The 14,533-nt window shown below is 45.2% G+C and carries 12 protein-coding genes; all 12 read right to left on the bottom strand.

Annotation, left to right across the window (positions count from 1 at the left end):
* Position 1: 1 nt before the first annotated feature.
* On the bottom strand, positions 2 to 1,471 hold the full coding sequence (locus EIZ58_RS09025; RefSeq protein ID WP_134700267.1) for a UDP-N-acetylmuramoyl-L-alanyl-D-glutamate--2,6-diaminopimelate ligase: 1,470 nt from the start codon (positions 1,469 to 1,471) through the stop codon (positions 2 to 4).
* A gap of 109 nt (positions 1,472 to 1,580) precedes the next feature.
* Complete coding sequence (locus EIZ58_RS09020; protein WP_134700266.1) at positions 1,581 to 3,494, bottom strand: stage V sporulation protein D; 1,914 nt, start codon at positions 3,492 to 3,494, stop codon at positions 1,581 to 1,583.
* A 105-nt stretch (positions 3,495 to 3,599) separates the two neighbouring features.
* A complete protein-coding gene (locus EIZ58_RS09015; RefSeq protein WP_134700265.1) occupies positions 3,600 to 5,840 on the bottom strand; it encodes a penicillin-binding protein in 2,241 nt (746 codons plus the stop codon).
* Between the two features lie 25 nt (positions 5,841 to 5,865).
* Positions 5,866 to 6,243, bottom strand: coding sequence for a cell division protein FtsL (gene ftsL / locus EIZ58_RS09010; protein ID WP_167577582.1), 378 nt, complete (start codon positions 6,241 to 6,243; stop codon positions 5,866 to 5,868).
* A 30-nt stretch (positions 6,244 to 6,273) separates the two neighbouring features.
* Entirely contained in the window at positions 6,274 to 7,206 is a 933-nt protein-coding gene (rsmH, locus tag EIZ58_RS09005; RefSeq protein ID WP_134700263.1) for a 16S rRNA (cytosine(1402)-N(4))-methyltransferase RsmH, read from the bottom strand.
* Between the two features lie 13 nt (positions 7,207 to 7,219).
* Positions 7,220 to 7,651, bottom strand: coding sequence for a division/cell wall cluster transcriptional repressor MraZ (gene mraZ, locus EIZ58_RS09000; protein WP_134700262.1), 432 nt, complete (start codon positions 7,649 to 7,651; stop codon positions 7,220 to 7,222).
* A 131-nt stretch (positions 7,652 to 7,782) separates the two neighbouring features.
* Positions 7,783 to 9,045, bottom strand: a complete 1,263-nt coding sequence (locus EIZ58_RS08995) for an adenosylhomocysteinase (protein ID WP_134700261.1) — start codon at positions 9,043 to 9,045, stop codon at positions 7,783 to 7,785.
* A 24-nt stretch (positions 9,046 to 9,069) separates the two neighbouring features.
* Entirely contained in the window at positions 9,070 to 10,695 is a 1,626-nt protein-coding gene (bshC, locus tag EIZ58_RS08990) for a bacillithiol biosynthesis cysteine-adding enzyme BshC (protein ID WP_167577581.1), read from the bottom strand.
* Between the two features lie 155 nt (positions 10,696 to 10,850).
* The gene (locus EIZ58_RS08985) at positions 10,851 to 11,411 is read right to left on the bottom strand and encodes a helix-turn-helix domain-containing protein (protein ID WP_134700259.1); all 561 of its coding nucleotides are present in this window, start codon (positions 11,409 to 11,411) and stop codon (positions 10,851 to 10,853) included.
* 152 nt (positions 11,412 to 11,563) lie between these two features.
* Positions 11,564 to 11,968, bottom strand: a complete 405-nt coding sequence (locus EIZ58_RS08980) for a DUF3397 family protein (protein WP_134700258.1) — start codon at positions 11,966 to 11,968, stop codon at positions 11,564 to 11,566.
* A 16-nt stretch (positions 11,969 to 11,984) separates the two neighbouring features.
* Positions 11,985 to 12,899 (bottom strand): ketopantoate reductase family protein, encoded by a 915-nt coding sequence (locus tag EIZ58_RS08975; RefSeq protein WP_134700257.1) that lies wholly within the window; start codon positions 12,897 to 12,899, stop codon positions 11,985 to 11,987.
* Between the two features lie 78 nt (positions 12,900 to 12,977).
* Positions 12,978 to 14,498 carry an acyl-CoA carboxylase subunit beta gene (locus EIZ58_RS08970; RefSeq protein ID WP_370297663.1) on the bottom strand — a complete coding sequence of 507 codons (1,521 nt, stop codon included), beginning with the start codon at positions 14,496 to 14,498 and terminating at the stop codon, positions 12,978 to 12,980.
* Positions 14,499 to 14,533 lie beyond the last annotated feature (35 nt).

The raw sequence follows: 14,533 nt of genomic DNA, 5'->3' as shown, positions 1-14,533 counted from the left end.
GTTACTTTATTCTATTGCGAATGGCAAATGATGCAACTTCGCGGTCATCAAACTCTAAAACCTGATCTTGAATGATCTGATAGGTCTCATGGCCTTTACCCGCAATGACAACACAATCTCCGTTTTCTGCCAAGGAGATGCACCTTTCAATTGCTTGCTTGCGGTCAATAATACATTCATAGTTCTCACCGTCCTCCATCCCCTGAACCATGTCATTTAGGATAGACTGAGGATTCTCGGTTCGGGGGTTATCCGACGTAAAGACCGCATAGTCGGAATACTCTCTTGCAATACGAGCCATAATGGGGCGTTTCGTACGATCCCTGTCCCCACCGCAGCCGATGAGACAATATAATTTTCCTGTCGTAAACTCCTTGGCCGTTGCCAGCACATTCTCTAGACTGTCTGGAGTATGGGCGTAGTCTACAATGACAGCAAAGGCCTGCCCACCATCCACCGGCTCAAACCTTCCTGGTACTCCTGACATCTTCTCCACGCTTTCCTTTATTGACTGGAGCGGAACTCCTTCCATCGAGCAAGCTGCCGCCGCTGCCAGCACATTATAAACGCTAAACTTCCCGATCATCTTCATGTGGATCGTGAGCTGTTCGTTAAAGGCTTGCAAGGTAAAAGACGTACCTCCTGCTTCAATCTTGATATCGCGGGCTCGGAAATCGGCATCATGTTCTATGCCGTAGGTAATGACTTGGGCCGCGGTCATCTTTTGATAATGCGCGGAGGTTGGATCATCCTGGTTTAGAATAGCAAATTTCTTTCTTTTTCCGTGGTATGTATTCCCCAGTTGAGAAAAGAGAAGAGACTTTGCATGCCTGTAATTATCCATTGTTTGATGGTAATCCAGATGGTCTTGAGTTAAATTCGTGAAAATGGCTGTGGTAAAGTCACAGCCCCACACTCTGCCCATCTCCAGGGCATGTGACGATACTTCAATGCAGGCATGCGTGGCCCCTTTTTCTAGCATCACAGAAAACATTCTTTGCAGTTCAAGAGCATCCGGTGTCGTATTCTTAACCTCCTCCGAATAGTCCCCCATGCGCATCTGAATAGTCCCGATAATTCCAGCAGGATGTCTGGCATCATTAAGAATCTGTTCCACTAAATGAGTCACGGTTGTTTTTCCGTTTGTCCCCGTTACACCAATTAACTTCAGCTTACCCGTTGGATGACCGTAAAACTGATCTGCAAGAAGTGCCAACGCTCTCTTCGTATCTGAAACGCGAATACAAGTCTGTGGAACCCCCTTCTCTTCCTCTACTAAGTAAGCTGCAGCCCCATTAGCCCCCGCCTGATCAATAAATTGATGACCATCCACTTGAAAACCGCGCAATGCTATAAACAAGTGTCCAGGTTTAACCTTGCGAGAATCCGTTGACAATCCCGTGATCTCTATATCCAAATCCCCTACCGATTGATAGTTCGCAAGAGGAGAAAGGAGTTCTCTCAAATTCATAGCTAGCTGGCCCCCTAAATTTCTACTCAAATCAACGCTTACCATTTTAATCATTCTTTTCTCTTTTGTCACTAGTGGGCTTCATCCGCGAAGCCCACCAGATCCTTTTTTAATTCCCAAGATAAATCCGTATCGTTTTTCCTTCCTCGATATGCGTGCCTGGCTGAGGAGACTGATAGGTCACGACGCTTCCATTCCCTTCCACTTCTAATGGGATTGCATAATATTGAGACTGTAATTTTTCTTTTTCCATTCCCACTAGATTCGGAACTTCAATGAGTTTTTTGTCAGGGTACATGTATTCTTTGGGCATCTGATTTTGGCGCTTAGGGACCTCCATATACCGAAGGGCGGAATCTAGCACGTTCCGTACGATAGGGGCTGCAATGGTTCCACCAAACTGTCGCACTCCTTTAGGATTATCCACCGCCGTATAGACAACGATTTGAGGATCGTCTGCTGGGGCAATTCCAATGAAGGATACGATGTGCTTGCTCTTGGAGTATACGCCGTTTTCTACCTTTTGCGCTGTACCCGTCTTTCCGCCAACTCGATATCCGTCAATATAAGCATTTCTCCCTGTTCCATTGGCCACAACCGATTCCAAGGCATATCTCACTTTGTTTGAGGTCTCAGGCGATATCACTTGAGCGACCACCTCTGGCTCCACTTTAGCTACCACATCTCCTGTTAAGGGATGGTGCCACTCTTTCGCCAGATGTGGCTTAATCAGCTTACCACCATTCACTGCCGCAGACACAGCAGCTACCTGCTGAATCGGAGTAACAGACACCCCTTGACCAAAAGCGGTTGTGGCGAGCTCCACAGGTCCTACCCGGCTCATTCTAAACATAACCCCGTTTTCTTCTCCGAGTAGATCAATCCCTGTTTTCGCACCAAAACCGAATTTCTTGATATAGTCAAACAACGTTTCTTTGCCAAGTCTCTGACCCAGAGCTACAAATCCAGGGTTACAGGAGTTTTCAACCACCTGTAGAAAAGTCTGATCGCCATGTCCCCCCGGCTTCCAGCAACGAAGCCGCGCACCCGCAACATTGACACTACCAGGATCCGTAAACCTTTCTTTATCGAGATCGACTTTCCCTTCCTCCAGTGAGGCCGCTAAAGTTATAATCTTAAAAGTCGATCCCGGCTCATAGGTTTTCCAGATCGGTAAGTTCCGGTTATAAGTCTCAGACGGATACTCCCGGAAGAGTTCAGGATGGTAGTTTGGCCGACTGGCCATACCTAGTATTTCCCCCGTATTCGGGTTCATGGCAATGACAAGGGCATCATCAGGATCATAAAAGGCATAGGCTTGATCCAACTCTCTTTCAATAATGGCCTGAATATTGGCGTCTAGGGTTAGGTACAAGTTTAGCCCGTCCTTCGGCGGTGTAAACTTCTGGGTATCTCCGGGCATTTGCGTACCTTTTGCCGTCGAGTAATATTTGATTGCGCCTCTCTGACCGCTCAGCATTTCGTCATACACCTTCTCAATTCCAGCGAGACCCTGATTGTCTATTCCCGTAAAACCCAGGATATGGGAAGCGAAGGCCCCAAGCGGATAGTTTCTTTTACTATCCTCAGCGATATGTACACCTGGGAGATTCAAGTTCCGAACTTGTTTGGCAATATCTTCAGTAACCTTCCTTCCACCTGGAACGCGTACGATGGATTCGCGCTTCGTAATCGCGCGATAAACGTCCTGCTCGCTCACCTTTAGTATTTTTGCCAGTTCTTTAGCCGTGCTCGCTTTATCCTTCACTTGAATGGGAATGGCCATTATGGAAGGAACACTAATATTTTCGGCCAATGGCTGTCCATTCCGATCATAAATAATTCCCCTCTTCGCCTCAAATGGGATATTGCGTGTCCATAGATCCTCCGCATTTTCCGTCAGCCATGGTCCTTTAATAACCTGTACGTACCCGAGCCTTACAACGAGAAGACTGTACAGAAATACACCTATGAGCAGCGCAATAAAAATACGCCTGCGTACTGTTACGTTTGAAACCCTCACTCTTTAACCCCCGTTCCCGTTAAGTGCATTACCCACAACTTGTCTCCCTAAACCCTATTCAAAAAAGAAGAGAGATAGAACGCTTGACACGTTCTATCTCTCCATTTAGTTTAGGAACGAAGATTCTGCAGGCTCTTCCTGTACAGGTTGAGGGGTTTCTTCCGTCCCTTCTTCCACTGCTTCATCCGGTTCAGGCTCGATTTCCTCTTCTGTCCGGGAGTTGGGTTTTAAGTAAAGAATGAGGGTTGCTTCAGGCGAATAGAGCGTTTCCGGTAAGATGCTTTGATTCACCACATAACCGCGTCCTTTAGGATCGATCTTGATTCCAAGGAAATTGCATAGCTCGAGTACCTCTCGAAGAGTCATTCCCGTAAAATCGGGAACTGGTATTTCTTCTAAAACGTCAGTTATGAGGTAGACCGTACTCTCAGGCATGATGCCTGCTCTGCCTGCTGGATATTGCTTCACAATTTTAGAACCTGTGCCTAATACTTTCCCTTTTAATGAATTCTCTTTTAATAAGTCTTTGGCTGCAGCTGGAGTTTGCCCAATTAAATGCGGTACAGTCAAGGATTTAGCCTTGCCTACGGTGACTGGCGTCGAATTCAGATCAGGGGAAACCTTCATATATTGCAAGCTGTTTTGCATGACGTGTCTGAAGATGGGTGAAGCAACATCACGGCCGCCAAAATTGGCATCAGGAATTTCCGGCTGGTCTACGACTACATAAACGAGAAATTTAGGATCATCCTTTGGCGCGAAACCGATAAAGGAATAGATATACCGATTAGCCCTATAGTTCCCATCCTGCCCAACGACCTGGGCCGTCCCTGTCTTTCCCGCGACATGATAGCCATCTAGGTAATAGTATTTTCCCGTTCCGTCCGTTACGACCGTTTCTAGAATATCTCGCACTTCTTGTGCCGTTTTTTCCGATACGACTCGTCGGACAACTTCTTTGTCATGCTTTTGCAACACCTGGCCCGTATGGGAATCGCGAATCTCTTTGATAATATAAGGCTTGAGTAATTCTCCTCCATTAGCAATGGCAGAAACGGCGGCAACCTGCTGAATCGAGGTTACAACAACCCCCTGTCCAAAGGTCATCGAGGCCACGTCCCGCGGATATAGCCTACTCTTATCCTTTAGTACGGCCGCGGACTCCCCTGGCAGACCGATTCCTGTCCGTTGACCGAAACCAAACTTCTCCAGATAATCATAAAATTTATCTTTCCCTAGACGCTCGTAACCCAGAATGGCAAACAATACGTTTGAGGATTCTTGCACACCCCTTTGAAAGCTGATCGTCCCCCACCCTCTACCCGCATTATGGTCACGAATGGGAGGTCCCGGTATTTTTCGGTAGGTTCCGGACAGATACGTTTCATCGTTTCGGTACAACCCTTCTTCAATTGCGGCTGCAAGAGTCACGATCTTAAAGGTGGATCCAGGTTCGTACGTACTCGTAATAGCAAAATTCGTCCAGTTGGTAATGTTTTGGTACTGGTTAGGATTGAACTGAGGACGGTTGGCCATGGCGAGGATTTCCCCAGTTTTAGGATCAGCCACAATAACCGAAATCCCCTTTGATTTATACTGCTGTGATATTTTATTTAAAGCATCCTCGACGTAATTTTGAATTTGATAGTCAATGGTCAAATAAATATTGTTGCCGTTCTGAACAGGCTTAAAGCTTTCCATCCCATCGGGCAGCTTGAACCCTTTTCTGTCCTTTAGCACTTTATAAGACCCTTCTTGTCCTTGCAGCTGTTCATTAAAAAGTTTTTCAATTCCCATAATGGCTTGGCCATCCAAATCGGTATAGCCAATGACATGAGAAGCAAAGGCGTCGTTCGGGTAGTATCGCTTACTCTCAGGATATAAAATGATTCCCGGCAAATTAAGCTCAAGGACAAGTTTAGCCCTGTCCTCATCAATTTTCCATCCGCCAGGTCGAAGCTCTACTTGTGTTCTTCCCGCTTCACGACTGTCTTCAATTAACCTAGCTACTCTTTCGACCGGCATGCCTAAAATCGGGGCCAGTTTTTGTGCTGTCTCTAGGGCATTGGTAACGTAGTGGGTATCTGACTTATCCCAGGGTTTCAACTTTGCAATGACGGTGTAGGCTTTTGACGTAAAAGCCAGCACCTCTCCATTGCGATCATAAATGGTTCCCCTTTTAGGGTGCAGCGTATCATTGCGTTCCCATTGCGCTTGCGCGCTCTGCACCCAAAGGTCCGCATTGACCGTTTGGATGTAGAATAAACGGAACATTAACAAAAAAAAGAGGAAAGTAAAAATTCCCCCTAGAAACATCGTGCGAAGCTTAATCCTTCTTTCTGTCATGGTTCTCCCCTCCCGCTTAAGCTCGTTAGTGGGATAAAACACGCACGGTACTATTTTTCATGGTCATGCCCAGCTCATTTTGAGCGATCTGCAAGATTCGTTCTCTTTTGCTTAGTTCATCCACTTTCAGTTTCATACTGGTATTTTGCTCTTGCGTTTGTATGATGGCTTCTTTCGTATTTTCAATCTCGTAGTTATATTGTGAGATTAGGGCATAACGTGAAAGGATGAAGCCAGAGATACAGACAATCACAATGACACTCAACAAATAGAGCAGCTTTTCTTCTAAAGGAATACTGTATCTTACCGATACTTTTGCCGCCTGGCGCGGAGGGTTAACCCTTTGCTGTTCTCTTTCTCGATTGATCTGGACAGCTAGATTACCGTATTGGTTTCTGCTCAAGTTAATCCTCCTTTGTCTGATTAATGTCGTCTATAATTTTTCTGCTACTCGCAGTTTAGCTGACCGTGAACGGTTGTTTTCTGCTAATTCTTGTTCTCCAGGAAGGATTGGTTTACGATTTTCTATCCGAATCGTAGGGGTATTTCCGCATGCGCATTGTGGGAAGTCCGGTGGACACGTACATCCCCCGCTATATTCCTGGAAGACCTGTTTGCATATTCGGTCTTCTAGAGAGTGAAAGGTAATAACACTCACGCGCCCCCCTTGTCGCAGAATTCGAATGGATTCATGAAGAGCCTCCTTAAAAGCATTCAGCTCGTCATTTACAGCAATCCGAATAGCCTGAAACGTTCTCTTGGCAGGGTGTCCGCCGGTTCTTCGAGCGGCAGCAGGGATTCCCTTTTTGATCAACTCTACAAGCTCTCCTGTCGTTTCGATAGGGCCGGATTCTCGAGCCTTCACAATTTCCCTGGCAATCTGTCTAGAGAATTTCTCTTCTCCATATTGAAATATAATATGGGCCAGTTCTCGAGCCTCCCAGGTATTGATGATATCCCTTGCCGAGAGCTCTTGACTGGTATCCATCCGCATATCTAGAGGAGCGTCTGCATGGTAACTGAACCCGCGATCTCCCTCGTCTAGCTGAGGAGAGGATACTCCTAAATCAAACAGCACTCCGTCCACTTGATCGAATCCCTGGTCTTTGACAACCTGACCAATTCGACGGAAATTGCTTTTCACTAATATAACCTTATCTTCATAGGGCTGTAGACGAATCCTAGCATTATCCAAGGCCCAATCATCTTGGTCGATCGCAATGAGTCGTCCTTCTCCTGACAATTGTGACGCAATTTTTTCGCTATGACCCGCTCCTCCTAACGTACAGTCTACATATACTCCATTGGGCTTAACTTGAAGCCCAGCCACTGCCTCTTCTTTCAGCACCGTGACATGGTGGAACATGACATCACCTCATCTACAAATCAAAGTCTACAATTTTTTCTGCCAGCTCATTGAAGGATTCTGCAGACTCCTCAAAATAGGTTTCCCACAGTGTACGGCTCCATATTTCTACTCGATTGGATACGCCAAGGATGACACAATCCTTATCCAATTGGGCATGATTCCGCAGAGATCCTGGTATATTTACCCTTCCCTGCTTGTCCAATTCGCATTCTGTTGCACCAGAAAAGAAAAATCGCGTAAAAGCTCGGGCATCTGAACGGGTAAACGGCAACGTCTTGAGCTTGGCTTCAAGCTGCTTCCAGTCTTCCATCGCATAGACGAATAAGCACTTATCCAATCCACGGGTCATCACGAATTTTTCTCCCAACTCCTCACGAAACTTCGCAGGAATGGTCAATCTGCCTTTTTCATCGATGCTGTGCTGGTATTCACCCATGAACATGCTTATTCACCCCACTTTACCCCACAAATCCCCCACTTTATACCACTTTTCACCACTGTGATTACCTATTCGCGAGTCTAATAAAAAAATCCTGCAAGAGTGCAGGATTTTTTTAAAAAGCCATATGAATTTTATTCTTCCGCCCAACTGTCTAAATAATCTTTTTGCTCTTGAGTGAGGTGGTCAATTTGAATGCCCAAGGCCTCGAGCTTATACTGCGCTACTTTCTCATCCAACTCGTAAGGCACATTGACCACATGCTTGCCGAGCTGCTCATAATTTTCGTTGACATAAGCTAACGAAACAGCTTGAAGAGCAAAGGTCATATCCATAATTTCTGCAGGATGCCCATCTCCAGCTGCCAAGTTAACTAAGCGTCCCTCTGCCAGCAAGTAGATCTTGCGCCCATCCTTTAATTGATATTCTTCAATATCTTTTCTCACGGTGCGCTTGGATGCGGATAGTACCTCGAGCTCAGGCTTGTTGATCTCTACATCAAAATGTCCGGCATTCGACAGAATCGCACCGTCCTTCATCACTTGCATGTGCTCTCCTCGAATAACATCCCTGTTGCCTGTGACTGTCACAAAATAATCGCCGACTTTCGCCGCTTCAACCATGGGCATCACTTCAAATCCATCCATATAAGCTTCTACCGCTTTGATGGAATCGATCTCCGTTACGACAACCTTGGCGCCTAGGCCCTTCGCCCGTAGTGCGACTCCTCGGCCACACCAGCCATATCCCACAACCACCACTGTTTTTCCTGCTACTACCAGGTTGGTCGTGCGATTAATCCCATCCCAAACCGACTGTCCTGTACCATAACGATTGTCAAACAAGTACTTACAAAAAGCATCGTTAACGGCAACCATAGGGAATTTAAGTTCTCCTGATTTCTCCAGAGACTTAAGTCTCAATATCCCCGTAGTCGTTTCTTCTGCCCCACCTCTTACCTGTGCAACAAGATCCTGTCTTTCGCTATGAAGAATAGTGACGAGGTCTCCGCCGTCATCAATAATGAGGTCTGGTTTCGTCTCAAGAGTTTTAATTAGGTGAGATTTATACTCTTCTGGTGATGGATTATATTTTGCAAACACCCGAATGCCATCTTCCACTAATGCAGCACAAACATCATCCTGGGTAGAAAGAGGGTTGCTTCCTGTAATGGTCACTTCTGCTCCGCCCGCTTGCACCACTTTAGCCAAATAGGCCGTCTTCGCTTCCAAGTGCAAGGAAATGGCTACCTTCAGACCAGCAAAAGGTTTTTCCTGCTCAAATTTCTCGCGGATCCGATTTAACACTGGCATATGAGCCTGTACCCAATCAATCTTCAAATGTCCGTTGGGGGCGAGTGACATATCCGCTACAACACTTTCATTTACTGCTGCCATTAGCTATTCCTCCTTAGGAATGGATTATATGTATACATTAAAATGTTTACTAGGTGCTAAAGGATCAAATGTTTGCTCCAGAAGCTTTTTAATAAAATGTTCACCATATTTATTAAGGTAACCAAAAATATTATAAACTCTTTCTTGTGGTTTCTCCAAGGGAAACAGACTAACGCGTATATGTTCCCATTGCTTTAATCCAGCATGATGGCGGGCTTCAATAGCTTGAGCTGTCTTTTTCTCCAGATACTCTACCTGCATCAAGATTCTGTTCCAATTGGATTCACTCACATTTCGCACCCCAGGCTCTGCATTCGACAATTCCTGGATAAAAGACAAATAGATATCGCCAAGTTCTTGTTTGACTTGTGAAAATCGGGGTTCCCACGCAAGAGAAGACTGTTCAGCCATCCAGGCTTTTCTCCGCTCAGCCCAGTTGGTATATACGTTTTCGCAGCTTAAATGAAAAGACTGCATATATTTATGTACATCCCGCTCCATGATGGTAAAAGAAAGGCGTGGCAGCACAATAGGCATCTTCATCCCTAGTCGGTCAAAAACGGGTTTTAGCTGTGCCCAATAAGCAATTTCTCCTGGTCCTCCAACAAAAGCCAATACAGGGAAAACATATTCCTGCATGAGCGGACGGCTGACTACATTTGCGCTAAAGGAGCAGGGATCCTTCTCTAATAGCTGCAATAATTCCTGTGCCGTAAACTCCCTTTCCCCATCCTTAGTCTGAAAGCGGCCGTCCCTCCTATAGATTAACTGACGCTTCCCTTCTTCGTACACAAAGAAATGGGCATGTTCCTGCTTAATATCTACCTGTAAGGGGTATCCCTTATCTATTAGTTGCCTCTGGTTATGGAGTAGCTCCTGGCTAAAGTCATTCTGAATGAAAGAGGCAAAAACCGGCTGTTCCAATGACCGCAGGAACGGGGCCGCAGAATCTACTAGAATCAGGCCATATTCTCCAAACATCCATACTAAAAGACGAGCAAAAAACTCGTTTAATGTGGTTGTCGAACGGGATATCTCAAGCACTTTCTCATTGAGCGCATGTAAATGCAGGCTATCTGGCAAACGGGAAAAAAACGTCTGGATAAACTCCTCCACACTAGTCTCATTGACAGGCAAGTGAGAGATTGAATATTTTCCCGCCGGCTCAAACGAAAGTTGAATCTTTTCGACCTGATCATCCCAAGTCTGAACGTAGATATGGTTTACTTCATCATAATCATGATCCTCACTGGCAATCCAGAAAACAGGCACTACCCTTTCTCCTGTTTTTTCCTCTAGGCTCTTAGTAAGTTTTATCAGCGTGATAGCTTTATAAATGACGTAGAGTGGTCCCGTTAGGATGCCCGCTTGCTGTCCTCCCACAACGACAAAGGTATTGTCATTCGCGAGCTCTTCGATATTCTTCATCGCGGCATCATGATTCTGAAGCGAGCGATTGTAATGCCGGAGCCCCTCCACTAACTCTGCCCGGTGAGGAAGCGGGTGCTCGAGCAACCATTTCCTCCTGTTCATCCACGACTCCAGCTGGTCTGGATGAGACTCAAAGAAGTCTTGCACATTCGAAAAGGCGGAAACATAATCTTGCACTAAACGGTTTCCATTCAAGGTCTTCGTTTGTTCTAAAAGCAAACGGGATCCCTCCTTCCACCAAGAGTATTTCCAAATGATACAAAATTCATTTTATCATATTTTTTTCTCTCGGAAAGAAAACATTACCGGATAGAACACATTCTTAGATAAAAAGGTCTTGCATCTAAATAGACACAAGACCTTCTTATGAGCAATCAAGTAAACTTCGAAGGGGTAACGGACCAAATATATACGGCCGGTACAGAGCCCTGATTTATGGCTGCATGGGCTAAGGTACTATCAAAAAACAAGCTGTCCCCTTCGCTTAAGACTAACTCTTCTTCCCCAACACAGATCACAATTTCCCCTCTTGAGACAACTAAGCATTGCTCACCTTCACGGTCAAGGAACTGATCTCTCATCGTCTCGCCTGGCTGGAGAATGATTTCAAGCATTCGCAATCTGCTGCTATCCGTATGGCCAAGCACATAGCATGTACCCGTCGAACCTGGAAAGATAATTTGGTTTTTTTCTTCTTTACGAACCACATGTACCTGATTGTGCGCTACATCTTCAAAAAAATGTACAATGGAAGTATCTAATGCTCTTGTAATTTTCCATAGTGTCTCAAGAGAAGGCTGTGAAATTCCTCTCTCTACTTGACTGAGCAACCCCTTAGACAATCCTGTACTTTGTGACAAGTCTTCTAGAGTCTGTGCTTGTTTCTTACGAAGACTTCTGATTTTTCCCCCAATCCTCTCAATCGGTAGCTTCATGGCTCCCCACTCCCCTAAAATCTATCATGCATCGTTTTTCTATCGACTTCAGAAATTCTGTTTACTCTGACTTAACTTCCACAACGATAGGCCGGTTCCCTGCCCCTTATTGTGAACATTCTAGGAACATTCAATGGATGCAGCTGCATGTTTTAGGTTAGATGAAGAAAATAATTAATGCTGGATAAAAACAGAATAAAATAGGCTACCGTAAAAAATACAAAAGCCAAACGCCAAACCGCTCTTGCCATCTTGGGAGGATCAATTTTCCCTTTAACCTTATACTGCAGCCAGCCAATAAAGGATCCAACCCCAACAAAGAAAAGTAGAACCCACCAAAAGGCTGATATAGACTCCTCACTTTTTATGAGTCCGTGCATTAATAAAACGGCAGCGATAAGAAAAAACGTAGTTACATTCACAGCGAGCGTAAAGGATTCCTTTTTGCTTTTTTTCTTCCAAAATAATAAAACTAAATATACCGCAACAAAAGCGGCAAATGGGATGAAAACGGGTATTGTCATAATACCGGCAAACAGGTTAGCAATGGCTTCCATAGCCGCCCCTCCTTATTTACATCTCCTGCTTTGCTAGAACTAGTTGTTTAAGCAGTGCATGGTAATACACTGTTTTTTCATGTTTAGAGGCTGTTTTTTCAATGGCACCTGTAATAAATTCAATTTCTGTTTTGCGACCAGCTTCGATATCCTGCAACATGGAAGATTTATTTTCATATGTATTTCTACAAACCGTGACAATTTCCTGCAAAAAACTTGGATCGATTTTAATCCCTTCTAGCTCCGCAATGAGCCTAGCTTCCTCAAATAACATTCCCATTGCTTGCCCAGCATAGGGGGACTCCAGCAATAGGCCGTTTTTCACCCCTAACAGAGCTGTAAGTGGATTGATGCAAGAATTGATAATAAGCTTTTTCCAAACTCGCTGTTCAATTTGGTCTTCACCCACAACATGAAGAGAAGTATTAGAAAACAAGTTTTTCACGAATTGGAAGCTAGGGTCTTCGGATATCGGCGCTCTCCATTTCCCTATCCAAGTGATCCCTTTGCCCGTATGCCTTACAGAGTCTTGAGCATCCCGGTAGGCCCCTTCCGTTGTTACCGCAAAGTAGACAGGGGTAGTGGGAAATTGATTGGAAATAAGAGTTTCATGTCCGATGCCATTCTGGAAGCAGATGAAGGAAAATGGGGCTTTTAGATGACTCGCATAGGCTAAAGCCTCTTCAAGCTGAGGCTGTTTGACCGTCAAAAGCAACCAATCTATTGTCTGAGGGATATCAACTACAGAGGTGGCTCTTATATTTAGCTGTACACTCCTTCCCTCTAATTGACGGTACGTTAACCCTTCCTTGTTTAGCTGTTGCGCTTGTTCCCTGCTGCGACAAACCACGATTGGATCTTTCCCTGCCATGCTAAGCTGGCCTGCTAAATGAAGGCCTAGCGATCCTGCGCCAAGAATACCTATATTCATGTGATCTCCCGTCCTTTGTATAATGGAAAAGACTGTCCCTTGTATAATAATTATACTCGGGACAGCCCTCTTCTTCTACTATACGGGGTACACAGGGTGCTTACGGTGAGAGAATGTCATATTTTTGCTTTCATATGCTCGGAAGCGGTGAATGAGTTCTTCCCTGAGCTTATTTCCACTAACGATTCCATCAATAATAAGTTCAGAGGCTAATCTGTAGATATCAATATCCTCCTGATACTCTTTTCGTTTTTGCATAATAAATTCTTGTCGCTCTTTTGGATCTTCAATGGCACTAATCTTATTGCTGTAAACGGCATTTACAGCAGCTTCTGGCCCCATTACTGCAATTTGAGCCGTTGGTAGAGCTAAACAGCAGTCCGGCTCAAAGGCGGGTCCTGACATGGCATACAGTCCTGCACCATAAGCCTTCCGAACCACAATGGAAATCTTTGGAACTGTCGCTTGAGCCATCGCTGAGATCATCTTTGCACCATGTCGAATAATTCCAGCGCGTTCTACCTTCGTCCCGATCATGAAGCCCGGTACATCCGCCAGGAACAATAACGGAATGGAGAACGCATCACACAATTGCATAAACCTTGCTGATTTATCAGCAGAATCTACAAATAATACGCCACCCTTAACACGCGGCTGATTAGCAATAATTCCTACCACCTTCCCATCTAAACGGCCAAAGCAGGTAATCAGCTCAGGAGCAAATAATTTCTTGATTTCATAGAACGAGTCTTCATCTATTATGGAATGAATAAATTCATACATATCAAATGGGGCGTTTTGGTTTATCGGAACGATTGCTTCTGGTTGCCTTACACCATCTTTTACCGGCTTTCCTTCTTTAACAGGCGGCTTTTCTGAGAAGTTGGCCGGGAAGTAGGAAAGATATTGCCTTGCGGAAGCAATGGCTTCTTCTTCATTCGCGGCCAATACATCTCCACAACCGCTTACGCTGCAGTGCATGCGGGCTCCACCCATCTCTTCGAGGGTAACCTTTTCTCCGATCACCATTTCCGCCATTCTTGGAGAGCCGAGATACATACTTGCGTTTTTATCGACCATGATGACAATATCACAGAACGCGGGAATATAGGCTCCCCCAGCCGCCGATGGACCAAACAATACACACACTTGAGGGATCATGCCGGAAAACTTAACTTGGTTATAGAAGATTCGCCCTGCACCTCTTCGTCCTGGGAACATCTCAATTTGGTCTGTAATCCTTGCCCCTGCCGAGTCTACTAAATAAACCATCGGCACGCGAAGCTTCTCAGCCGTCTCTTGAATCCGGATGATTTTTTCTACCGTCCTCGCTCCCCAAGATCCCGCCTTCACCGTTGAATCATTAGCCATGACGCAGACCGTTTGGCCATTTACCTTGCCAATCGCTGTGACCACTCCATCTGCTGGTAGATCTCCGGCTAAGAAATTGGCCATTAAGCCATCTTCGAGTCGGAACTCTCCCTCATCAAAAAATAGCTGTAAACGATTGCGCACGAATAACTTGTTTTGCTCCTTCAGCTTTTCATGATATTTGGCTTCTCCGCCCTTTTCCACTTGGGTTATTCTCTCTTGCAACACATCGCTTAACGTTTTCGTAGAATCTACTGTACTCA

The sequence above is a fragment of the Ammoniphilus sp. YIM 78166 genome (genome assembly GCF_004522215.1).
Taxonomy (GTDB): Bacteria; Bacillota; Bacilli; order Aneurinibacillales; family RAOX-1; genus YIM-78166.
The sequence above is the reverse complement of the archived record's forward strand: the minus strand, read 5'-3'. Positions and strand labels throughout refer to the sequence as shown.